Origin of the sequence: Streptomyces liliiviolaceus, assembly GCF_018070025.1 — a bacterium.
Classification (GTDB): Bacteria; Actinomycetota; Actinomycetes; order Streptomycetales; family Streptomycetaceae; genus Streptomyces; species Streptomyces liliiviolaceus.
The window spans coordinates 105,031-126,400 of the sequence record NZ_JAGPYQ010000001.1 but is presented as its reverse complement, the minus strand read 5'-3'; the positions used below and the strand labels follow the sequence as shown (position 1 = coordinate 126,400).

At 69.5% G+C, this 21,370-nt stretch carries 17 protein-coding genes; 12 read left to right on the top strand and 5 right to left on the bottom strand.

The annotated features are described in order from the left end of the window. Positions 1-387 precede the first annotated feature (387 nt). From J8N05_RS00535 to J8N05_RS00515, 5 genes are all read left to right on the top strand, one after another. Complete coding sequence (locus tag J8N05_RS00535) at positions 388-1,425, top strand: ABC transporter permease (RefSeq protein WP_210880527.1); 1,038 nt, start codon at positions 388-390, stop codon at positions 1,423-1,425. Positions 1,426-1,524: 99 nt separating this feature from the next. Next, positions 1,525-3,327 (top strand): ABC transporter substrate-binding protein, encoded by a 1,803-nt coding sequence (locus J8N05_RS00530; protein ID WP_210880526.1) that lies wholly within the window; start codon positions 1,525-1,527, stop codon positions 3,325-3,327. A gap of 105 nt (positions 3,328-3,432) precedes the next feature. Beyond that, on the top strand, positions 3,433-4,410 hold the full coding sequence (locus J8N05_RS00525; RefSeq protein ID WP_210880525.1) for an ABC transporter permease: 978 nt from the start codon (positions 3,433-3,435) through the stop codon (positions 4,408-4,410). Positions 4,411-4,420: 10 nt separating this feature from the next. Further along, positions 4,421-5,482 (top strand): ABC transporter ATP-binding protein, encoded by a 1,062-nt coding sequence (locus J8N05_RS00520; RefSeq protein WP_210880524.1) that lies wholly within the window; start codon positions 4,421-4,423, stop codon positions 5,480-5,482. 12 nt (positions 5,483-5,494) lie between these two features. Further along, positions 5,495-6,607 carry an ABC transporter ATP-binding protein gene (locus J8N05_RS00515; RefSeq protein ID WP_210880523.1) on the top strand — a complete coding sequence of 371 codons (1,113 nt, stop codon included), beginning with the start codon at positions 5,495-5,497 and terminating at the stop codon, positions 6,605-6,607. A 96-nt stretch (positions 6,608-6,703) separates the two neighbouring features. On the opposite strand, the gene J8N05_RS00510 is transcribed toward J8N05_RS00515, so the two are convergent. After that, a complete protein-coding gene (locus J8N05_RS00510) occupies positions 6,704-7,249 on the bottom strand; it encodes a hypothetical protein (RefSeq protein ID WP_210880522.1) in 546 nt (181 codons plus the stop codon). 29 nt (positions 7,250-7,278) lie between these two features. Then, the gene (locus J8N05_RS00505; protein WP_210880521.1) at positions 7,279-8,898 is read right to left on the bottom strand and encodes a hypothetical protein; all 1,620 of its coding nucleotides are present in this window, start codon (positions 8,896-8,898) and stop codon (positions 7,279-7,281) included. A gap of 178 nt (positions 8,899-9,076) precedes the next feature. Here J8N05_RS00505 and J8N05_RS00500 point away from each other — a divergent pair, with 178 nt between their 5' ends. The 6 genes from J8N05_RS00500 (at position 9,077) to J8N05_RS00475 (ending at position 15,896) form a co-directional block, all read left to right on the top strand. Then, the gene (locus tag J8N05_RS00500) at positions 9,077-9,454 is read left to right on the top strand and encodes a VOC family protein (RefSeq protein ID WP_210880520.1); all 378 of its coding nucleotides are present in this window, start codon (positions 9,077-9,079) and stop codon (positions 9,452-9,454) included. A gap of 670 nt (positions 9,455-10,124) precedes the next feature. Next, positions 10,125-11,765, top strand: a complete 1,641-nt coding sequence (locus J8N05_RS00495; protein ID WP_210880519.1) for a peptide ABC transporter substrate-binding protein — start codon at positions 10,125-10,127, stop codon at positions 11,763-11,765. A gap of 74 nt (positions 11,766-11,839) precedes the next feature. Beyond that, a complete protein-coding gene (locus J8N05_RS00490) occupies positions 11,840-12,763 on the top strand; it encodes an ABC transporter permease (protein ID WP_210880518.1) in 924 nt (307 codons plus the stop codon). Then, positions 12,756-13,799, top strand: a complete 1,044-nt coding sequence (locus J8N05_RS00485; RefSeq protein ID WP_383948026.1) for an ABC transporter permease — start codon at positions 12,756-12,758, stop codon at positions 13,797-13,799. The genes J8N05_RS00490 and J8N05_RS00485 overlap by 8 nt, the downstream gene beginning before the upstream one ends. 5 nt (positions 13,800-13,804) lie before the next feature. Next, positions 13,805-14,788, top strand: a complete 984-nt coding sequence (locus tag J8N05_RS00480) for an ABC transporter ATP-binding protein (RefSeq protein ID WP_210880517.1) — start codon at positions 13,805-13,807, stop codon at positions 14,786-14,788. Continuing rightward, positions 14,781-15,896 carry an ABC transporter ATP-binding protein gene (locus tag J8N05_RS00475; protein ID WP_210880516.1) on the top strand — a complete coding sequence of 372 codons (1,116 nt, stop codon included), beginning with the start codon at positions 14,781-14,783 and terminating at the stop codon, positions 15,894-15,896. Before J8N05_RS00480 ends, J8N05_RS00475 begins: the two co-directional genes overlap by 8 nt. A gap of 329 nt (positions 15,897-16,225) precedes the next feature. On the opposite strand, the gene J8N05_RS00470 is transcribed toward J8N05_RS00475, so the two are convergent. From J8N05_RS00470 to J8N05_RS00460, 3 genes are all read right to left on the bottom strand, one after another. After that, positions 16,226-18,496: an MMPL family transporter gene (locus tag J8N05_RS00470; RefSeq protein WP_210880515.1), complete on the bottom strand. Its 2,271-nt coding sequence runs from the start codon at positions 18,494-18,496 to the stop codon at positions 16,226-16,228. Positions 18,497-18,683: 187 nt separating this feature from the next. After that, positions 18,684-19,367, bottom strand: coding sequence for a response regulator (locus J8N05_RS00465; protein WP_210880514.1), 684 nt, complete (start codon positions 19,365-19,367; stop codon positions 18,684-18,686). Then, on the bottom strand, positions 19,364-20,494 hold the full coding sequence (locus J8N05_RS00460) for a sensor histidine kinase (RefSeq protein WP_210880513.1): 1,131 nt from the start codon (positions 20,492-20,494) through the stop codon (positions 19,364-19,366). Before J8N05_RS00460 ends, J8N05_RS00465 begins: the two co-directional genes overlap by 4 nt. Before the next feature lie 180 nt (positions 20,495-20,674). On the opposite strand from J8N05_RS00460, the gene J8N05_RS00455 reads away from it, so the two are divergent. Next, a complete protein-coding gene (locus J8N05_RS00455; RefSeq protein WP_210880512.1) occupies positions 20,675-21,280 on the top strand; it encodes a TetR/AcrR family transcriptional regulator in 606 nt (201 codons plus the stop codon). Positions 21,281-21,370: the final 90 nt, after the last annotated feature.

Below are 21,370 nucleotides of genomic sequence, written 5' to 3'. Positions count from 1 at the left end.
GTGCCCGGTTCCCCGCTCGGCGGGGATCCGGGCCTTTGGCGTACCCGAAATGCCCGTGCGCCCGCAGGCCGAAAAACCGGCTCAGTTCGGACAACGGCGGAAAGGATGCGGCGGCGTTCGCATATCGGTCAATGCCCAATCAAGTTTCGGACACGTAAACGAAATTTTCGCAGCAGATGCCCGGTTCGCCGGAATCTCGTCTCACCTGTCAAGCGCGCGCAGGTGTCATTCTCTGCAATTTTTGCTCAAAATTTCGACGGTAGGGAGATCCCTATGTCTTCCGCCCTTGACGCGCGTTGACCCACTTGGTGAAAGTTCCCTGAAACCACAGAACCTGCCGGTATCTGTGCTGCGCTCAACTCTCCATCCCCCGGGGGAAGAACAAAGATGACCAGTCCAACCAAGGCCGAGGGCTCCGGGCCGTCGGCGGCCTTGGACCCCGAGCTCGCGCCGAACGCCGAGCCCGCCGAGGCCGAGCAGCTCGAAGGTCGTTCCCCCGGGCAGCTGATGTGGCATCGCTTCAAGCGAGACCGTACCGGAGTCATCTCCGCGTGCGTGGTGATTTTTTTCTTCGCGGTCGCCGCCCTCGCCCCGGTCATCTCGTCCCTGTACGGCAAGGACCCCTACACGCTGTACGCGCAGGAGCCCGACTACCCGTTCCTGCTCGACGACTTCGCCATGCCCACCGGATCCTTCGGCGGCATGTCCTCCGACTTCTGGTTCGGCGTCGAGCCCAAGCTGGGCCGCGATGTGTTCACCATGCTGCTGTACGGCATGCGCACCTCGCTCTACATGGCCGTGCTCGTCACGCTGTTCAGCGTGGTGACGGGCGTGGTCCTCGGCATGATCAGCGGCTACTTCGGCGGCAAGGTCGACTACTGGCTGGGCCGGATCACCGACTTCTTCCTGGCCTTCCCGCAGCAGCTGTTCTTCATCGCCTTCATGCCGGTGGTCACCGCGATGTTCGTCTCCCCGACGGACGAGACCCCCACCTATCTGCGTGCGGTGGCGATCATCCTGGTGATGTGGTTCCTCGGCTGGATGGGTATGGCCCGTCTGGTGCGCAGCTCCGTACTCTCCCTGCGGGAGCGGGAGTTCGTGGAGGCGGCGAAGGTCTCGGGAGCCTCTCCGGCGCGTATCGTGCGCAAGGAGATCCTGCCGAACATCGTCACACCGATCCTGGTGCAGGGCACGTACATGCTGCCCAGCGCGATCCTCTCGATCGCGTTCCTCAGTTACGTGGGTGTGGGCTTCGTGGAGCCGACACCGGACTGGGGCCGGATGTTCGCCATCGGCGCCGGGATCTACGAGCAGGACCCGATGTTCATGTTCTTCCCGGGCATCGCGATGGTGATCTTCGTGCTCGCCTTCAATCTTCTCGGCGACTCCGTCCGGGACGCATTCGACCCCAAGACCGGACGCTAAACGTCCATTGGTGGTGGGGGGGCTGCCACCCCCGTTCCGGCTCGTCCGGACCGTCAGGCAGCACTCGTGGACAACTACGACAGGTAGGTCATCGGCATCATGAAGCCCATAAGAATGCGCACCGTTCGCGCCATAACCGTCGCCGTCGCGGCGGGGTCGCTCGCCCTGACCGGCTGCTCCGACAGTGGCAAGGACAGCGGCAAGGACGACTCCAAGTCCAAGGAGGACGCCAAGGCGCAGTCGAAGCCTGTCGCCTACGGCGACGCGCAGGCGTCGACCGGTCCGGCCGAAGCGGTGACCGGGGCCAAGACCGGTGGCACGATCAACGTCTACCAGCAGTCCGACCTGTCCCACATGGACCCGGGCCAGATCTACGTCAGCGACGCCGGCCAGTTCGCCAACCTGATCCACCGCGGTCTGACGAACTTCCAGGAGGACGCGAAGGGCAACCTGACCGTCGTCGGTGACATCGCCACCGACTCCGGCAAGTCGTCCGACGGCGGCAAGACCTGGACGTACACCCTGAAGGACGACGTCAAGGACGAGGACGGCAACGTCATCACGTCCAAGGACGTCCGGCACACCATCGAGCGGCAGTACTCGAAGGTGATCTTCGACGGTCCCACCTACGTCCAGACCTGGCTCTCGGGCTCCGACTACCGCAAGGCGCTGCCGGACGGCCCCTACAAGGGCAAGCACCTGCCGGACTCGGTCCTTGAGACGCCGGACGACAAAACGGTCGTCTTCCACTTCAAGGCCGCCCAGCCGGACCTCCCGCAGGCCCTGGCCATGGCCGGCTACGCCATCGTGCCCGAGAAGCAGGACACGAAGGAGAAGTACGACAAGGCCCCCGCCTCCCTCGGCCCGTACAAGATCGCCGAGTACAAGGCCGGCAAGTCCCTCAAGCTGGTCAAGAACGACCAGTGGGACGAGAAGACGGACTCGGTGCGCCACCAGTACGTCGACGGCTACAACTTCACCAACACCATCGACCAGGCCAGCCAGACCAAGCGTCTGATCGCCGACAAGGGCGAGGCCAAGAACGCCATCCAGTTCACCGACTCGGTGGACCCGGCGCAGCTGTCGACGGTCATCGGCAACGCCGACGCCAAGAAGCGCACCATCCAGGGCTACCAGGTCTACGTCTGGGCCCTGAGCTTCAACCTCGACAGCGCCCAGATGAAGGACAAGAAGATTCGGGACGCGATCACCTACGCGATCCCGAACCAGTCCATGGTGCAGGCGGACGGCGGCCGGTACGGCGGTGAGGTCGCGGGTGGTCTGCTGGCCCCGACCCTGCCCGGCTTCGACCCGAAGTACGACCCGTTCGGCAAGCTGAAGAAGCCCAACGGTGACCCGGCCAAGGCCAAGGAGCTGCTGAAGGAAGCAGGCTTCAAGGAGGGCACCAAGCTCAGCTACGCCTACTCCAACACCCCGCGCGGCCAGGCCCAGATGGTCATCATCAAGGACGCGCTGAACAAGCTCGGCTTCGATGTCCAGGCCAAGGAGATCGACCGCGCGACGTTCTACGAGCAGGTCGGCAAGCTCAAGAACCCGTACGACCTGTACATGACCGGCTGGGGCCAGGACTGGCCGTCGCCGTCCACGGTCATCACGCCCGTCTACGACGGTGACCTGATCGCCGACGGTGCGCCGAACTACTCGCACATCAACGACAAGAACGTCAACGACCTCATCAAGAAGGCCGTGACCGAGGAGCCCGAGGCGGCCGCCAAGACCTGGGAAGAGGCCCACCACCGCATCGTGGAGGACACCAACCCCAGCGCCCCGGTCTACTACTCGAAGCAGATGCAGCTCTACGGTTCGAACATCGGTGGCGCCCGGTTCAGCACGGAGTCGAGCTACATCGACATCAACGACCTGTTCCTGAAGCAGCCGTAACACCCATGCTCGGCTGATCCGCGGGGGTGTGCGCCAGGCGGAGCGCACCCCCGCGGTCGGTATCCCCCTCCTGCCGCCGCGTTTCGAAGAGAGCACCCACCCGCCATGCTTCAGTTCCTCATCCGCAGGCTGAGCGGCGCCGTCGTGATCATGTTCCTGATCGGCGCCTTCACGTTCTTCCTGTTCTATACGATCCCCCAGGACTTCGCGCAGCTGTCCTGCGGCAAGAACTGCTCCCCCGAGAACATCGCGGTCATCCGCGAGAACCTCGGCCTGGACAAGCCCATCACCACCCAGTTCTGGGAATTCATGATGGGCATCGTGTCCGGCCGGGACTTCCCGCAGGGACACTGCGCCGCCCCGTGCCTGGGTGTCTCGTTCGACAGCGGCGACTTCGTGTGGGACTCCATCATGGACCGCTTCCCGCTGACGCTCTCGCTGACCATCGGCGGCCTGGTGATCTTCCTGCTCTTCGGCCTCGGTACGGGTCTGATGGCGGCGTGGAAGCGCGGTACGGCCCTCGACAAGGTCGTCAGCGGTTCCTCGATGGTGCTCAGCTCGTTCCAGATCTACTTCCTGGGCCCCATCGTCCTCAGCCTCCTCGTCTACAACACCGGCTGGCTGGAGAGCCCCAAGTACGTGTCCTTCACGGACAACCCGGGCAGCTGGTTCATGGGCATGCTGATCCCATGGGCCGTGATGGCCACCATCTTCACCGCCCAGTACACCCGTATGGCACGCTCGACGATGATCGAGCAGCTCCAGGAGGAGCACGTCAGAACCGCGCGCGCCAAGGGCATGCGGCAGGGATACGTCTTCTTCCGCTACGCCTGGCGCGGTTCGCTCATCCCGATCGTCACGATCATCGGCATGGACCTCAGCGCGCTCCTGTCGGGCGCCGTGGTCACGGAGTTCACCTTCGACCTCGCCGGTATCGGGCGTCTCGCGGTCGAGGGCTCACTGACCAAGGACCTTCCGCTGACGATGGGTGTCATGCTGTTCGGCGCCTTCTTCATCCTGATCCTGAACATCGTCGTGGACCTCGCCTACGCCTACATCGACCCGCGCGTGCGCCTCGCCTAGGAGAAATACCGTGACCACACTGACCAAGACCGAAGGCGAGAGGGCCCCGAGCGGGCCGGAGGCCTTCCTCTCGGTCCGCGACCTGCGGGTGCGGTTCTCCACAGAGGACGGCATCGTGAAGGCCGTCGACGGGCTCTCCTTCGACGTCGAGCGCGGCAAGACGCTCGGCATCGTGGGGGAGTCGGGATCGGGCAAGTCCGTCACCAACCTGACCGTCCTCGGACTGCACAACCCCAAGACCGCCACCGTCGAGGGCGAGATCGTCCTCGACGGCAAGGAACTGGTCACCGCGACCGAGAAGGAGATGGAGAAGCTCCGCGGCAACAAGGTCGCGATGATCTTCCAGGACCCGCTGACCGCGCTCTCGCCGTACTACACGGTGGGCCGGCAGATCGCGGAGCCCTTCATGAAGCACACCGGCGCCTCCAAGAAGGAGGCGAAGCTGCGCGCCATCGAGATGCTCGACAAGGTCGGCATCCCGCAGCCCGCGCTGCGCTTCGAGGACTACCCGCACCAGTTCTCCGGCGGTATGCGCCAGCGCGCGATGATCGCGATGTCGCTGATCTGCAACCCGGACCTGCTCATCGCGGACGAGCCGACCACGGCCCTGGACGTCACCGTGCAGGCCCAGATCCTGGACCTGCTCAAGGACCTCCAGCAGGAGTTCGGCTCGGCGATCATCTTCATCACCCACGACCTCGGTGTCATCTCCAAGATGGCCGACGACCTTTTGGTGATGTACTCGGGCCGGGCCGTGGAACGCGGCAGCGTCCGCGAGGTGCTGCGCGCCCCCCAGCACCCGTACACCTGGGGCCTGCTGAGCTCCATGCCGCGACTCGGCGGTGACACGGCGCAGGCGCTCACCCCGATCCCGGGGTCCCCGCCCAGCCTGCTGAACCCGCCGTCGGGCTGCCCGTTCCACCCCCGGTGCGGCTTCACGTCCGAGGTCGGCGGCAACCGCTGCTCCGGCGAGCGGCCGGAGCTGCCCGCGGGCCGCGGCGCCGCCTGTCACCTGGACGACGCGCAGAAGTCGACCTTTTTCATCGAGCAGATCAAGCCCCGGCTGGGCTAGGGAGAACGACTCATGAGCGACAAACTCACCCTGCCGAAGCCGCAGGGCCCGGTGGACGGAGCGGCCGAGACGCTGCTCTCCGTCGAGGGCCTGACGAAACACTTCCCGATCTACGGCGGCTTCCCGATCAAGCGCAAGGTCGGAGCGGTCCAGGCCGTCGACGGGGTCGACCTGACCGTCGGGGTCGGCGAGAGCGTCGGCCTGGTCGGCGAGTCCGGCTGCGGCAAGTCGACGACCGGCCGGCTCATCACCCGGCTCCTGGAGCCGACGGCCGGCAAGGTCACGTACGCGGGCCAGGACATCACGCACGCCTCGCGCCGGCAGATGGCGCCCGTACGGTCCGAGATCCAGATGATCTTCCAGGACCCGTACTCCTCGCTGAACCCCCGGCAAACCGTCGGCACCATCATCAAGTCGCCGATGGAGGTCAACGGGATCAACCCGAAGGGCGGCGTCGAGAACCGCGTCCGTGAGCTGCTGGAGCTGGTCGGGCTCAACCCCGAGCACTACAACCGCTTCCCGCACGAGTTCTCCGGCGGTCAGCGCCAGCGCATCGGCGTGGCCCGCGCGCTGTCCCTGAACCCGAAGCTGATCGTCGCGGACGAGCCGGTGTCGGCCCTGGACGTGTCGATCCAGGCGCAGGTCGTCAACCTGCTCCAGAAGGTCCAGGAAGAGATGGGCATCGCCTTCCTCTTCATCGCCCACGACCTGGCGATCGTCCGGCACTTCTCGCAGCGCCTCGCGGTGATGTACCTGGGCAAGGTGGTGGAGGTCGGCGACCGCGACTCCATCTACAACCGGCCCCGTCACCCGTACACGCACGCCCTGCTGTCGGCCGTCCCCGAGGTCGCCCTCGACGACGAGACCGAGGACCGGGAGCGGATCCGGCTCTCCGGCGACGTCCCCTCGCCGATCCACCCGCCGTCCGGCTGCCGCTTCCGTACGCGCTGCTGGAAGGCGCAGGACAAGTGCGCGACGACCGAGCCGCCGCTCGTGCAGATCTCCGGCAACCGTGAGAACCATCTGACGGCCTGCCACTTCCCGGAGGACCCGACGACGGAGGCCCGCAACGAGGACATCGTGCTGGACCCGGCGCTGGCGGCGCTGGAGAAGGAAGGGGAGTAGGTACTCGGGGGCCGGCCCCCGAACCCCCGGTCCTCAAACGCCGGACGGGCTGAAAGATTGTCTTTCAGCCCGTCCGGCGTTTGAGGACATCGCAGTTCAGCCCGACCACGGACCGCCCGGCTCGTTCTGCCAGCGGTGGAACACCCCGCCCGTGTCGTCGACGCCGAAGACCGCCATCCCCGAGCCGTGGTCCACCACCGACGGAACCCCGGTGCTGACACGCGGCGTCGGCAGGGAAGGCGTGCCCGTGGCCTTTCTCGCCTCGTCGAGGAGAGCGCGGGCCTTGTCCTCGACCTGGTCGTACCGCTCAGGGAAGGCCGAACGCTGCACCTTCTGGGCCGTCTGCCCCGCGGTGAGCTGCGGCGACTGCTCCTCGACCCGTACGGCGCGCACGAAGAACTGCCGGGCCGCGTACGGTACGTGCCGGATCTGCTCCGGGGTTCCCCAGCCCTGACTGGGGCGTTGCTGGAAGACGCCGAGGGAGTCGCGGTCGCCGCAGTCGAGGTTGTTCATGTGCGACTCGACCCAGCCGGCCTCGAAACCGGCGAGCATCACCTTGTCCGAGACCTGGAGTTCGACGCCGACGAGGTACACGGCCTTGGTCACTTCGAGATCGCGGTCGGGCGGGATGTGGCACGCCATCCTGGGGCTCCTGATCCTTGGGCGGACGGTCACGGCGTGGGGCGGGCGGCCGCCGGGGCGGCTCGGTCCTGGACCGGGGTACGGGGGGACGCGAGTACGCCGCTGACCGCGGGGGCGTCGGGATCGGCGGCGAGGCTGCCCTCCATGTCGGCCCAGGAGTCGTTCCAGGCGTGGCCGTGCTCGGGGCCGCGCTGCCAGGTGTGGGTGACCCGGCCCCGCGGGTCCCGTCCGAAGACGGAGAGATCGCCGCTGGGATTGAGGACGACGGCCGGGTCGGCGGTGAGCTGTCCGCCGAGGGGGCTCCAGTCGGACCAGGGGCCTCCGGTGCCGGTCTGCCAGCGGTGGTGGAGGGCGTTGTCGGTGCCGCGGGTGAAGAGGACCATGCCGCCGTCGCGGCCCACGAGGACGGTGGGCCGTCCTTGTGCGGTGCCGCCCATGTCGGCCCAGGTGTCGTTCCAGGCGTGGCCGTGCTCCGGGCCGTGCTGCCAGGTGTGGGTGATACGTCCTTCGGGGTCGCGGGCGAACACCGACAGCGCGCCGTTCGGGCTGAGAACCACGGCCGGGTCACTGGTGAGCTGTCCGCCGAGGGGGCTCCAGTCGGACCAGGGGCCTCCGGTGCCGGTCTGCCAGCGGTGGTGGAGGGCGTTGTCGGTGCCGCGGGTGAAGAGGACCATGCCGCCGTCGCGGCCGACGAGGACGACGGGCCGCCCTTGCGCGGCGCCGCCCATGTCTACCCAGGATCCGTGCCAGCCGTGACCGTGCTCGGGGCCGCGCTGCCAGGTGTGGGTGATACGCCCCTCGGGGTCGCGGGCGAACACCGACAGCGCGCCGTTCGGGCTGAGGACCACGGCCGGGTCACTGGCGAGGTGTCCGCCCAGGGACACCCACTCCGGCGCCCACGCGCCCGCCTCCGACTGCCAGGTGTGCCACAGCGCCCCGTCGGACCCGCGGACGAACACCGCGAGCTTGCCGTAGCGGCCGACCAGCGCCCACGGCCGGCCCACCGCTCCGGAGGCCGGACGGCCCAGAGGCGTCCACGACGACCACGCGCCGCCCGCCTGGTTCTGCCAGCGGTGCGCCACGTCGCCCGTCCCGTCGACCCCGGACACGACCATGCCCGAACCGTGGTCCACGACGGACGGGATCCCCACGCCGACCTGCGGCGCGGCCGTCCCGCGCCCGGTCCACCAGGTGGTCTCCTTACGCGCTCCCGCCCACCCGAAACTGAAGTGGACGTGGTCGGTGTGCGGGCTGGCACCGGTGTACGGGGTCCAGCCGGCGTCCGCGCGGGCGGCCTGCCAGATCCGCCGGTTCCAGATCATGTACATGATTCCGAAGCGGCGGGCGAGGGCGTGGCGGTTGCCGTGCCGGTCGGTGGCGAGCAGCCAGCCGATGAGGTCGTCGGCGATGGCGGACTGGCCGTCGGCGACGACACCCCAGTCCCAGGCTCTGCCCTCCTTGTGCTCGCTGACCCCCGGCCTGCCGCACTCTCTGCTGATGCCCAGGCTCTGGGTGTCCGGGTAGGCGGCGAGGACCAGATCGCGGAAGTCGAGGAGGCCAGGCTTCGCGGCCGGGTCGCAGTTCCGTTGCCCCTCGTGGGGTGCGTAGTCGTCGATACCGGGACCGAAGTCCGGTGCGGTGGGGGGCATGCGGTGACCTCCTGGCATGAGGTGGTGTGACGTGCCGTCGCTCTCGGGCCCACCCTGGCGGGCCGCGCCGCCGTTCCGGCCGGGGTTCGGCGACTTCCGCCCCAACGGATGAACGGACCCGGCGGGAGGAGGTGAAAAGGGTTCGACTTCCGCAAGGTCATCGGGGAGGCTCCCCGCCATGACGAACCCCGCCATTCACAGCATCACGTTCGACTGCACGGGCGACCCGTACGACCTCGGCCTCTTCTGGAGCGAGCTGCTGGGCCGGCCGTTGGACGACGACGACAAACCGGGTGATCCGGAGGCGCTTATCGCGGACCCGGACGGAGGTCCGCGGCTGCTCTTCGTCCGCGTTCCGGAGGGCAAGACGGCCAAGAACCGCATCCACTTCGATCTGCGGCCGACGGGGCGTACGCGGGCTGCGGAGGTCGAGCGGGCGCTCGCGCTCGGCGCGACCCTGATCGCGGACCGGACGCGGCCGGACGGGGGCGGGTGGGTTCTCCTGGCGGACCCTGAGGGCAACGAGTTCTGCGTGGAACGGGGCGACTCGGACTGACTGGTCAGTACGCGCTGTCTTGCTGCGCCGGCCCCCTGGGGTGGACCGGTGGTGTGTCGGCCGCGGGTGGGGGCTTGTCGCGCAGTTCCCCGCGCCCCTAGGGGTGGACCGGTCGTGTGTCGGCTGCGGGCCGGTGGGGGCCGATCGCGCAGTTCCCCGCGCCCCTGAGGGGGTGACCGGTCGTGTGTTGACTGCGACGCGGTGGGGGCGGGCCGCGCAGTTCCCCGCGCCCCTAAAGACACCACCCGAGACGCGGAAACGCAGCGGGCCGCCCCCGCTCGGGGGCGCGAGGAACGGCGCGACAAGCCCCCACCGGCCTGCAGCCGACACACTCCCCGTCCGATCCCACCCCTAGGGGGCGCGGGGAACGGCGCGGGTGACCCCCACTGGCCGGCAGCCGACACACTCCCGTTCCACCCCACCCCTCAGGGGCGCGAGGAACGGCGCGACAAGCCCCCACCGGCCGGCAGCCGACACGCACTCCTCGTTCCACCCCACCCCCCAAAGGGCGCGGGGAACGGCGCAACCCGTTCCAGCCGCCCCCAGAGCGCGTACCCCATGCACCCACTTGGGTCGCCGAATATGCGCTATGTGAGTTCTGCACCGATATTGGGCGCAAAGGAACCGGCTCCGGCGCCGGAGCCGCAGCGCATCGATGAGGAGGCACTCCATGCGTGGAGCCACACACGCCAGATGGGCCGTTTGCGCGACGGCGGTAGCCCTCGCCGCGACGGCCTGTGGGGGAGGGGGAGACGGCGACAGCGGTGGCGGCGGCGACGGCTCCGGCATCCTCAGTTCGTCGTGGGGCGACCCGCAGAACCCCCTGGAGCCCGCCAACACCAACGAGGTGCAGGGCGGCAAGGTCCTCGACATGCTCTTCCGCGGTCTCAAGCGCTACGACGCCAAGACCGGCGAGGCCAAGGACATGCTGGCCGAGAAGATCGACACGTCGGACTCGCAGAACTTCACCGTCACCGTCAAGAGCGGCTGGACGTTCAGCAACGGCGAGGCGGTCACCGCCAAGTCCTTCGTGGACGCCTGGAACTACGGCGCCAGCCTCAAGAACAACCAGAAGAACGCGTACTTCTTCGGGTACATCGACGGCTACGACAAGGTCCACCCGGAGGACGGCGGCAAGCAGTCCGCGCAGACCCTGAGCGGCCTCAAGGTCACCGGCGACAACACCTTCACGATCAAGCTCAACCAGAAGTTCTCGACCTTCCCCGACACCCTCGGCTACGCCGCCTTCGCCCCGCTGCCCAAGGCGTTCTTCGACGACCACGCGGCCTGGCTGAAGAAGCCGGTCGGCAACGGCCCGTACACGATCGACTCGTACGCCAAGGGCTCGGCGATGAAGATGCGCACGTGGGACAAGTACCCCGGGGACGACAAGGCGCAGAACGGCGGGGTGGATCTGAAGGTCTACACCGACAACAACACCGCCTACACGGACCTGATGGCCGGCAACCTCGACCTCGTCGACGACGTGCCCGCCGCCCAGCTCAAGAACGCCAAGAGCGACCTCGGCGACCGGTACATCAACACCCCCGCCGGCATCATCCAGACCCTCGCCTTCCCGTTCTACGACAAGAACTGGGGCAAGGACGGGATGGAGAAGGTCCGTACCGGGCTGTCCATGGCCATCAACCGCAAGCAGATCACCGAGACCATCTTCCAGAAGACGCGCACCCCCGCCACCGACTGGACCTCACCCGTCCTCGGCGAGGACGGCGGCTACAAGGAGGGCCTGTGCGGTGACGCCTGCGAGTACGACCCCGACAAGGCCAAGAAGATGATCGAGGAGGGCGGAGGCCTGCCCGGCGGGCAGGTCAAGATCTCCTACAACGCCGACACCGGCTCCCACAAGGAGTGGGTGGACGCCGTCTGCAACTCCGTCAACAACGCCCTCGACAACGACAAGGCCTGCGTCGGCAACCCGGTCGGCACCTTCGCCGACTTCCGCAACCAGATCACCCAGTCCAAGATGTCCGGCCCCTTCCGGGCGGGCTGGCAGATGGACTACCCGCTGATCCAGAACTTCCTGCAGCCGCTGTACTACACCAACGCCTCCTCCAACGACGGCAAGTGGACCAGCAAGGAGTTCGACGACCTCGTCGACAAGGCGAACGCGGAGACCGACCAGGCCAAGGCCGTCGGCCTCTTCCAGGACGCCGAAGAGGTCCTGCGGGACGACATGGGCGCCATTCCGCTCTGGTACCAGAACGGCAGCGCCGGCTACTCGGACCGGATCTCGAACGTGGCACTGAACCCCTTCAGCCTGCCCGTCTACAACGAGATCAAGGTCAACTGAGCCACGGGGGCGCGCACTTCAGCAGGAAAGCAGGCGCGCGCCCCCGCCTACCCCCACCTACCTCCGGAGCCCTCATGGGACGGTATGTGATCCGGCGTCTGCTGCAGATGATCCCGGTCTTCATCGGCGCCACCCTGCTGATCTTCCTGATGGTGAACGTGATGGGCGACCCCATCGCGGGCCTCTGCGGCGACCGGCAGTGCGACCCCGCCACGGCGACCCAGCTGCGCAGGGAGTTCGGCTTGGACAAGCCCGTGTGGCAGCAGTACGCGACCTACATGGGCAACGTCTTCACCGGCGACTTCGGCACCGCCTTCAACGGACAGGCGGTCACCGAGCTGATGTCGACCGCGTTCCCGGTCACCATCCGGCTCACGATCGTCGCGATCCTCTTCGAGGTCGTCATCGGCATCGCGCTCGGTGTCGTCACCGGACTGCGCCGCGGCCGGCCCGTCGACACCGGTGTCCTGCTGATCACCCTCGTCGTCATCTCGGTGCCCACCTTCGTCACCGGTCTGCTGCTGCAACTGCTGCTCGGCGTCAAATGGGGCTGGATCAGCCCGTCCGTCTCCTCCGAGGCACCCTTCGACGAGCTGATCGTGCCCGGCCTGGTCCTCGCGTCCGTCTCCCTCGCCTATGTGACCCGGCTGACCCGGACGTCCATCGCGGAGAACCGGCGCGCCGACTACGTCCGTACGGCCATCGCCAAGGGCCTGCCCCGGCGCCGCGTCATCACCCGGCACCTGCTGCGCAACTCCCTGATCCCGGTGGTCACCTTCATCGGCACCGACATCGGGGCGCTGATGGGCGGCGCGATCGTCACCGAGCGGATCTTCAACATCCACGGCGTCGGATTCCAGCTCTACCAGGGCATCCTGCGCCAGAACACGCAGACCGTCGTCGGCTTCGTGACCGTCCTCGTCCTCGTCTTCCTGGTGGCCAACCTGCTGGTCGACCTCCTGTACGCCGTACTCGACCCGAGGATCCGCTATGCCTGAGCAGCCGACGCCGCCGGAGCGGCCCCTGCCCTCCATGCCACCGGGGCCGCACCTGTCCGGCGGCGGACGCGCCCCCGAGGACGGCGCCATCGCCGCGACCGGCATGGGCGGCGCGATGGACCTCGCCACCGAGGAGGCCGACTCGCTGCGGAAGCCGATCGGCGGACCCGACGGTACGGGGCCCCAGGACAAGCCCCGTTCCCTGTGGTCCGACGCCTGGCGCGATCTGCGGCGCAACCCCGTCTTCATCATCTCGGGGCTCGTCATCCTCTTCCTGATCGTCATCTCGCTGTGGCCCTCGGCGATCGCCTCCGGCAACCCCCTCAAGTGCGACCTCGCCAAGTCCCAGGAGGGCTCCCAGCCGGGCCACCCCTTCGGCTACAACGGCCAGGGCTGCGACGTCTACACGCGCACGGTGTACGGGGCCCGGGTCTCCGTCACCGTCGGCGTCTGCGCCACGCTCGGGGTGGCGATCCTCGGCTCGGTGCTCGGCGGGCTCGCCGGGTTCTTCGGCGGGGCGTGGGACGCGGTCCTCTCCCGTATCACCGACATCTTCTTCGCGATCCCCGTCGTCCTCGGCGGTCTGGTGCTGCTGTCCGTCGTCACCAGCTCCACCATCTGGCCCGTGATCGGCTTCATGGTGCTGCTCGGCTGGCCGCAGATCTCCCGGATCGCCCGCGGCTCGGTCATCACCACCAAGCAGAACGACTACGTGCAGGCCGCCCGCGCGCTCGGCGCCTCCAACTCCCGGATGCTGCTGCGGCACATCACGCCCAACGCGATCGCCCCGGTCATCGTCGTGGCGACCATCGCGCTGGGCACGTACATCTCGCTGGAGGCGACCCTCTCGTTCCTCGGCGTCGGGCTGAAGCCGCCCACCGTGAGCTGGGGCATCGACATCTCCTCGGCGTCCCAGTACATCCGCACCGCGCCGCACGCCCTGCTGTGGCCCGCCGGGGCGCTGGCCGTCACCGTCCTCGCGTTCATCATGCTCGGCGACGCGGTGCGCGACGCCCTCGACCCGAAGCTGAGGTGACCGACGTGCTGCTCGAAGTGCGCGACCTGCACGTGGAGTTCAGGACCCGCGACGGCGTCGCCAAGGCCGTCAACGGCGTCACCTACAGCGTGGACGAGGGCGAGACGCTCGCCGTGCTCGGCGAGTCGGGCTCCGGCAAGTCCGTCACCGCGCAGGCCGTGATGGGCATCCTCGACACCCCGCCCGGGAAGATCACCTCGGGCGAGATCCTCTTCAAGGGCCAGGACCTCCTGAAGTTCAAGGAGGAGGAGCGGCGCAAGGTCCGCGGCGCCCAGATGGCGATGATCTTCCAGGACGCGCTGTCGTCCCTGAACCCGGTGCTCAGCGTCGGCGCCCAGCTCGGCGAGATGTTCACCGTCCACCGGGGCCTGTCCCGCAAGGACGCGAAGGCCAAGGCCGTCGAGCTGATGGACCGCGTCCGTATCCCGGGGGCCGCCTCCCGCGTGGGCGACTACCCCCACCAGTTCTCCGGCGGCATGCGCCAGCGCATCATGATCGCGATGGCGCTGGCCCTCGAACCGGCCCTGATCATCGCCGACGAACCCACCACCGCCCTCGACGTCACCGTCCAGGCCCAGGTCATGGACCTGCTCGCCGAGCTGCAGCGCGAGCTCAACATGGGCCTCATCCTCATCACCCACGACCTCGGCGTGGTCGCGGACGTCGCCGACCGGATCGCCGTGATGTACGCGGGCCGGATCGTCGAGTCCGCCCCGGTCCACGACATCTACAAGGCCCCCGCGCACCCGTACACGAAGGGCCTCCTCGAATCGATCCCGCGGCTCGACCAGAAGGGCCGGGAGCTGTACGCGATCAAGGGCCTGCCGCCGAACCTGATGAACATCCCGCCGGGCTGCGCCTTCAACCCCCGCTGCCCCATGGCCCAGGACGTCTGCCGCACCGACGTACCGCCCCTGTACGAGGTGACCGAGGCGGGCACGGACCGCGTGAGCGCCTGCCACTTCTGGAGGGAGTGCCTCAATGGCTGAGCGGAAGAACGGCGCTGTCGCCGAGCATCTGAACGCCCCGGTCGGCGAGCCGATCCTCCAGGTCCGCGGCCTCGTCAAGCACTACCCGCTCACCCAGGGAATCCTGTTCCGCAAACAGGTGGGCGCGGTGAAGGCCGTCGACGGCGTCGACTTCGACCTCGGCGCGGGGGAAACCCTCGGCATCGTCGGCGAATCGGGCTGCGGCAAGTCGACGGTCGCCAAGATGCTGGTCAACCTGGAGCGGCCGACCGCGGGCGAGATCAGATACAAGGGCGACGACATCACCAAGCTGTCCGGCCGCGCCCTCAAGGCCGTCCGCCGTAACATCCAGATGGTCTTCCAGGACCCGTACACCTCGCTCAACCCCCGGATGACCGTCGGCGACATCATCGGGGAGCCGTACGAGATCCACCCCGAGGTCGCGCCGAAGGGCGACCGGCGGCGGCAGGTGCAGGACCTGCTGGACGTGGTCGGGCTCAACCCCGAGTACATCAACCGCTATCCGCACCAGTTCTCCGGCGGCCAGCGCCAGCGCATCGGCATCGCGCGCGGCCTCGCCCTGCGCCCCGAGATCATCGTCGCGGACGAGCCGGTGTCGGCCCTCGACGTGTCGGTTCAGGCGCAGGTGATCAACCTGATGGACCGCCTCCAGAGCGAGTTCGCCCTCAGTTACGTCTTCATCGCGCACGACCTGTCGATCGTGCGGCACATCTCCGACCGGGTCGGGGTGATGTACCTCGGGCGGATCGTGGAGACCGGCCGGGACGCCGAGATCTACGACCACCCGACGCACCCGTACACCCAGGCGCTGCTGTCCGCCGTGCCCGTGCCGGACCCGGAGGCCCGGGAGCACCGGGAGCGGATCATCCTCTTCGGCGACGTGCCCTCGCCCGCGAACATCCCCTCCGGCTGCCGCTTCCGCACCCGCTGCTGGAAGGCCGCGGAGCGCTGCGAGATGGAGGTCCCGCTGCTCGCGGTGCCCGCGGAGTTCCGGTACGAGGCCGGTCCCGCCGCCCATGACTCGGCCTGCCACTTCGCGGAGGAGAAGACGGTTGTGCCGCAGGAGCCGGTGGAGCCGCCGGGCGAACCGACGGACGGGCCCGCGTAAGCCGACAAACAGGGAGCAACCGCGTTAACACGCAGGCAACTTGGCCGACCCGGCACCGATATACGGACGCGTCACCCTGAACAGCGTACGGCCGTGCGGGTGCCGTAGACCGGCCGGGGAGCGCCATGTCTCCCCGGCCGGTCGCCGTTCCCGTCCACGCATGGGGCTGCGCCCCTCGCCCCCTGATCGCGCTTCGCGCTCGTCCTCAAACGCCGGACGGGCTGAGAGCGTTTCAGCCTCTCCGGCGTTTGAGGAGCGGGGGTTCGGGGGCAGCGCCCCCGAGTCGTGGACGGGAACGGGTAGGGGCGGCGGGGGCGAGTGCCGTTTCTCTAGACCCGGGCCGATCCGGCCAGCTCCTGGCGTGGGCCGTCGCCCGCCGGCGGCTCCTCCCGGTCCAGGGACGCACCCTCCGTGTCGATGTCCGGCAGTACACGGTCCAGCGCCCGGGGCATCCACCAGCTCGCCTCACCGAGGAGCCGCAGGGCCGCCGGTACGAGGAGCATGCGGACGACGAGCGCGTCGACCAGCACCCCGACGGTCAGAGCCAGTCCGATGGACGCGACCATCTGGTCGCCGCCGCTGAAGGCGAAGCCGGCGAACACCGCCGCCATGATCGAGGCCGCCGCCACGACGACGGGCGAGGCCTGCCCGAAGCCCCGCACGATGGCGGCCCTGGTGTGCAGCCCGCCGCGGTGCGCCTCGTGCATACGGGCCACCAGGAACACCTGGTAGTCCATGGCGAGGCCGAACAGCACGCCCACCACGATCAGCGGCGTCAGGCTGGCCAGCGGCCGGGCCTCGTCGAGGCCGACCAGTACGCCGGCCCAGCCCCACTGGAACACCGCCACCGTCACGCCGAGGCCCGCGGCCAGCGACATCAGGAACCCGGCGGTGGCCAGCAGCGGCACCATGACGGAACGGAACACGAGCGTCAGCAGGAGCAGCGAGAGCCCGACCACGGCGATCAGATAGACGATCAGGCCCGACGAGAGCGCCGAGTCGACGTCCACGTCGACCGCGGTCTGGCCCGTCACCGAGACCTCCGCGCCCGCCACGTCGTCCATCTCCGTGCGCAGCGAGTTCACCAGGGCGCTCGTACGCGCGTCGGTCGGGCCGTGGTCGGGAGTGACCGCGAGGAAGGCGAACCCCGGGTCCTCGGCGCGCTGGACCGGGCTGACGTCGGCCACCCCCTTCAGCTCGGTGATCCGCTTCGCCGTGCCGGCCGCGGTGTCCGCCGCGTCCCGGCCTTCGAAGAGCACCACCAGGGGGTTCTGCTCGCCGGCGCCGAACGCGTCGCTGACCGTGGTGTACGCCGCGCGCTCGGAACTGGCCGGGTCGGGGCCGCCCGGGGGATCGAGTTCGGTCTGGAGAGAGAGGGCCGGCACGGCGAGCAGGGCGACGAGGACGGTGCTGCCCAGCATCGTGAGGACGGGCCGGTCGACCACCATCCGGGCCCAGCGGCCCAGCAGGCCCGTCCCACGGCGGCCGCCCGGCTCCTGCGCGTCCTTCGCGGCGGATGTTCCGGCCACTTCGGCCACTCCGGTCGCGGGTGCCGCGTACGCCGCGCCCCGTGCCGGGCGCTCCCTGCGCGGCAGTGCCCGGTGCCCGAGGGTCTTCAGCACGGCCGGTACGACCGTGAGCGAGGCGGCCACGGCCACGATCACGGCGAGTGCCGCGCCGAGCCCCATCTCGGTGATGAACGCGATCCGGACGATCGCCAGCCCCGTCAGGGCGATGACCACGGTGGTCCCGGCCACCACCACGGAGGTGCCGGCCGTGCCGCAGGCGCGGGCCACGGCGGCGTCGACGCCGGCGCCCCGGCGGAGCTCGTCACGGAACCGCGAGAGGATCAGCAGGGCGTAGTCGATGCCCACGGCCAGCCCGAGCATCACCGCGATGATCAGCGTGGTGGACTGGATGCCCTCGCCCGTGGCGGACCACGCCAGAATGCCCAGGACGCCGACGACGACCCCGCTCAGGGCGGTCAGCATGTTCGCGCCCGCGGCGGCCAGCGAGCCGAAGGTCAGCAGCAGTACGACGAAGGCGACCACGACTCCGACGATCTCGGTGACGCCGGCGATCTCGGGCGGCCCGTCCTCCAGGGTTCCGCCGAGTTCGACGCGGTATCCCTGGTCCGTCAGGGGTGCCGCGGCCTCCCGGAGGTCCTTCTCGACGACGGCCTGGTCCGCCTCCAGGTCGACGCTGAGCGTCGAGACGGCGACCGAACCGTCCTTCGACACGTAGGGGCGGTCCTCGGCGTACGGGTCCGCGGCGGACTTCACGTCGGGGACGCCGGTGGCGCGGGACACGAGGCCCGCGACCAGTTCCCGGTCCGCCGGCCGGGTCAGGGAGGTGCCGTCGGGCGCTTCTACGACCAGCATCAGCTCGCCGGCGCCGGGGTCCGCCTCGGGAAACGCCTTCTTCATCGTGGCGAGCGCCGTCGTCGACTCGGCGCCCGAGATGCTGAATTCGGCGTCGGAGAACTTGGCGCCGCTGATCGTCACGACGGTGAGGACGACCGTCAGCATGAACCATGCTCCGGTGACGACGAGCCGGTGAGCGGCGCTGAACGCGCCGATCCTGGACAACAATCGGGACATCGGGACTCCTGCGGAAAGCGGTGCGCGGGCCGCTCGTGCGGCCGGTGCCCAGCCTCCGCCGGGAGGCGCCCGGTGGTCGTCGCACGGCGGCGGTAGCGGATCTACCGCCGCTGGTGTATTTCCGGCGCCCCGGTTCTCCTCCGCCCGGAGTGGATCCTCACCCGCGGTGGTCCGTCGCCCGGAGCGGTCAGTCCTCGCGCAGGCCCGCCCGCAGGGCCGCGACCACGAGTTGGGCCCGGTCCCTGACGTGCATCTTGCTCATGGCCCGGTTCACATGGGTCTTCACCGTCAGCGGCGAGATGAACAGGCGCTCCGCGATGGCGTCGTTGGTCAGCCCCTGGGAGACCAGCACGGTGACCTCCCGTTCGCGGGACGTCAGGGACCCGGCCCTGCGCAGATCCTCGGGGGAGACCGGGTCCGGCTGCCGCTGCTCGCGTGCGGTGCGGGTGAGGTGCCCGACGACGGTGTCCGTCGCGACGGCGGACAGGGAGGAGCCGCCCGCGGCGACCCGCTCGACCGCCCGCAGGAGCTCCTCGTGGTCCGCGGACTTGCCGAGGAAGCCGTTGGCCCCGGCCTGGAGGGCGGCCAGGATGTCCTGGTCGGTGTCGAACGTGGTCAGCACCAGGATCCCGATGTCCGCGGTGACGGCGTCGGCCCGCAGCCGGGTGATCGCTCCCACCCCGTCGAGCACCGGCATCCGCAGGTCCATGAGGACCACGTCGGGCACGAGGGCCCGCGCCATGTCGACCGCCCGGCTCCCGTCGGCCGCCTCGCCGACGACGTCGACTCCGGTGCCGGTCTCCAGGAGGGCCCGTATACCGGAGCGGATCATGACCTGGTCGTCGACGACGAGGACGCGTACGACGCTCATCCGGATGTCTCCTTCGCTGTTCTTCGCGGCGCGGCGGCCGGGAGTTGTGCGGTCACCAGGAATCCCTTCGCGTCCGGGCCCGCGTGGAAGGTGCCACCGAGCGCGTGGACCCGCTCCTCCATGCCCACGAGCCCCAGCCCGCTTCCGGCGGACCCGGTCTCGCGCGGTACCCAGGGGTTGCGGACCGACAGGGTGACGTATCCGCCGGCCGGCGGGTCCACCGTCACGTGGGCGCCGCCGTCGCCGTACCGCTGTGCGTTGGTGAGCGATTCCTGGAGGATGCGCCGGGCGGCGGTCCGGGCGACCGGTGCGAGGGCGAGCAGGTGGTCCAGTCCCTCGGCGCCGACCTTCAGCCCGATGCCCGCGAAGCTCTCCAGGAGTTCGTCGACCACGGCGGCGTCCACGGGAGCGTCCACGGGGGCGGCCGGGGCGACCTCGGACTCCGACGCGCGCAGCACGCCCAGGACGACTCCCAGTTCCTCCAGCACCGACCGGGTGGCGGCCTGCACCTCGTCCAGGGCGCGTCTGGACGCCTCCGGCGAGGAGTCGAGACTGGCCTTGGCGACATTGGTGTGGACGCTGACCACCGCGAGGTGATGGGCGACGCTGTCGTGGAGCTCGCGGGCGATCCGCAGCCGTTCCTCCGCCACGTGGCGGGCCACCTCCTCCCGCCGGCGTTCGGCCTCCTGGCGCCGCCGTCCCAGCTCCGCGACGACATAGCGCCGTTGCGCCTGCACCCACTGCCCCACCCCGACCATGGCGGCCGCGAGCGTGACGATCCCGAACGCTCCGACGCCGCCGCTGTCCTGCCACGAGGCGTACGGGTTGTACGCGGCGAGCAGCGTGCCGCCCGCGACCACCGCGCCGGCGGCGATCGCGTCGAGACGGGGGCGGCGGAGGGTGAACAGGAACAGCAGCCCTCCGGCGACCGCCCAGGTGCCCCACGGCGCCGGATCGCGGATCTCCAGGGCGGCCAGCAGGGCGGCGACGGCGACGGCGGGACTCCACGCCCGCACGGCCAGGACGAGGCCGGCCGCTCCCAGGGCGACGATCGCCCACAGCGTCGCCGAACCGGCATGGTCGCCGAAGACCGCGGACGCCGCTCCCACGGCCAGCGCGACCGCCACGGCGAGCGTGCCACCGGCCGCCCATGGGTCGGATCGCGTCCATGCAACGGATCGCGTCCATGCAACGGATCGCACGAGTGATCACTCCGGTTGCCGCCCTGTGGGCACGACGAGGCACCCTGTAGAACGATGTTATACAGCGTGGCCCGCCGGGTGGCCCGAACAGGAGGAGTGGGACGGATGAGCGCCGGAGCAGGTCCGCCGTCCAGGCGCCGTACGGCGAGCGAACGGCTGCACGAGGTACTGCTGGACGCGGCGCAGGACGTGCTCGACCGCGAGGGCCTGGCCGGCGTCACCGTGCGCGCGGTCGCCCGCGAGGCCGAGGTCGCGCCCATGGGGGTGTACAACCGGTTCGGCAACAAGGACGGACTGCTCGGCGCCCTGGCCGTCCGGGCGCTGAACGACCTCTGGCACGCGGTCGACGTGGACCGGTCGGTGGCCCCCGAGCCGCGCTTCCGTCAGGCCTGCGACGGATACCGGCACTTCGCGCTCGCGCATCCGCGGCGCTATGCGCTCGTCTTCGGCGGCGGCGGACCGGTCGCCCGGACGGGCTCCGAGGCGTCGGTGTACGGCCATGCGGTCTTCGAGGTCCTGATCGAGCTGGTCCAGGACCTCGCCGGAGGCCGCACACCCCGGGGCTTCGCCGACGTGGGGGAGGCCGCGCAGGTCGTCTGGACGGCCCTGCACGGCGCGGTGCACCTGGAGTCGGGCGGCATCGGGCAGGTGTCCGGCTCGCCTGACACCTACCGGCGGCTGATCGACCTGCTCGTCCGAAGCCTGCGGTAACGGCCGTGCGGGCGGCCGGACCCCGACCGCCCGGACCTCGGACTCCGACCGCTCGGACGCCGGACCCCGGCCGCCCGGACCCCGACCGTC

Excerpts from the sequence above, each read along its gene's own strand:
- J8N05_RS00490 (WP_210880518.1), top strand. The coding sequence starts at position 11,840 with ATGGGACGGTATGTGATCCGGCGTCTGCTGCAGATGATCCCGGTCTTC.
- J8N05_RS00475 (WP_210880516.1), top strand. The coding sequence starts at position 14,781 with ATGGCTGAGCGGAAGAACGGCGCTGTCGCCGAGCATCTGAACGCCCCG.
- J8N05_RS00465 (WP_210880514.1), bottom strand. The coding sequence starts at position 19,367 with ATGAGCGTCGTACGCGTCCTCGTCGTCGACGACCAGGTCATGATCCGC.
- J8N05_RS00495 (WP_210880519.1), top strand. The coding sequence starts at position 10,125 with ATGCGTGGAGCCACACACGCCAGATGGGCCGTTTGCGCGACGGCGGTA.
- J8N05_RS00500 (WP_210880520.1), top strand. The coding sequence starts at position 9,077 with ATGACGAACCCCGCCATTCACAGCATCACGTTCGACTGCACGGGCGAC.
- J8N05_RS00525 (WP_210880525.1), top strand. The coding sequence starts at position 3,433 with ATGCTTCAGTTCCTCATCCGCAGGCTGAGCGGCGCCGTCGTGATCATG.
- J8N05_RS00510 (WP_210880522.1), bottom strand. The coding sequence starts at position 7,249 with ATGGCGTGCCACATCCCGCCCGACCGCGATCTCGAAGTGACCAAGGCC.
- J8N05_RS00470 (WP_210880515.1), bottom strand. The coding sequence starts at position 18,496 with ATGTCCCGATTGTTGTCCAGGATCGGCGCGTTCAGCGCCGCTCACCGG.
- J8N05_RS00535 (WP_210880527.1), top strand. The coding sequence starts at position 388 with ATGACCAGTCCAACCAAGGCCGAGGGCTCCGGGCCGTCGGCGGCCTTG.
- J8N05_RS00505 (WP_210880521.1), bottom strand. The coding sequence starts at position 8,898 with ATGCCCCCCACCGCACCGGACTTCGGTCCCGGTATCGACGACTACGCA.
- J8N05_RS00485 (WP_383948026.1), top strand. The coding sequence starts at position 12,756 with ATGCCTGAGCAGCCGACGCCGCCGGAGCGGCCCCTGCCCTCCATGCCA.
- J8N05_RS00455 (WP_210880512.1), top strand. The coding sequence starts at position 20,675 with ATGAGCGCCGGAGCAGGTCCGCCGTCCAGGCGCCGTACGGCGAGCGAA.
- J8N05_RS00530 (WP_210880526.1), top strand. The coding sequence starts at position 1,525 with ATGAAGCCCATAAGAATGCGCACCGTTCGCGCCATAACCGTCGCCGTC.
- J8N05_RS00515 (WP_210880523.1), top strand. The coding sequence starts at position 5,495 with ATGAGCGACAAACTCACCCTGCCGAAGCCGCAGGGCCCGGTGGACGGA.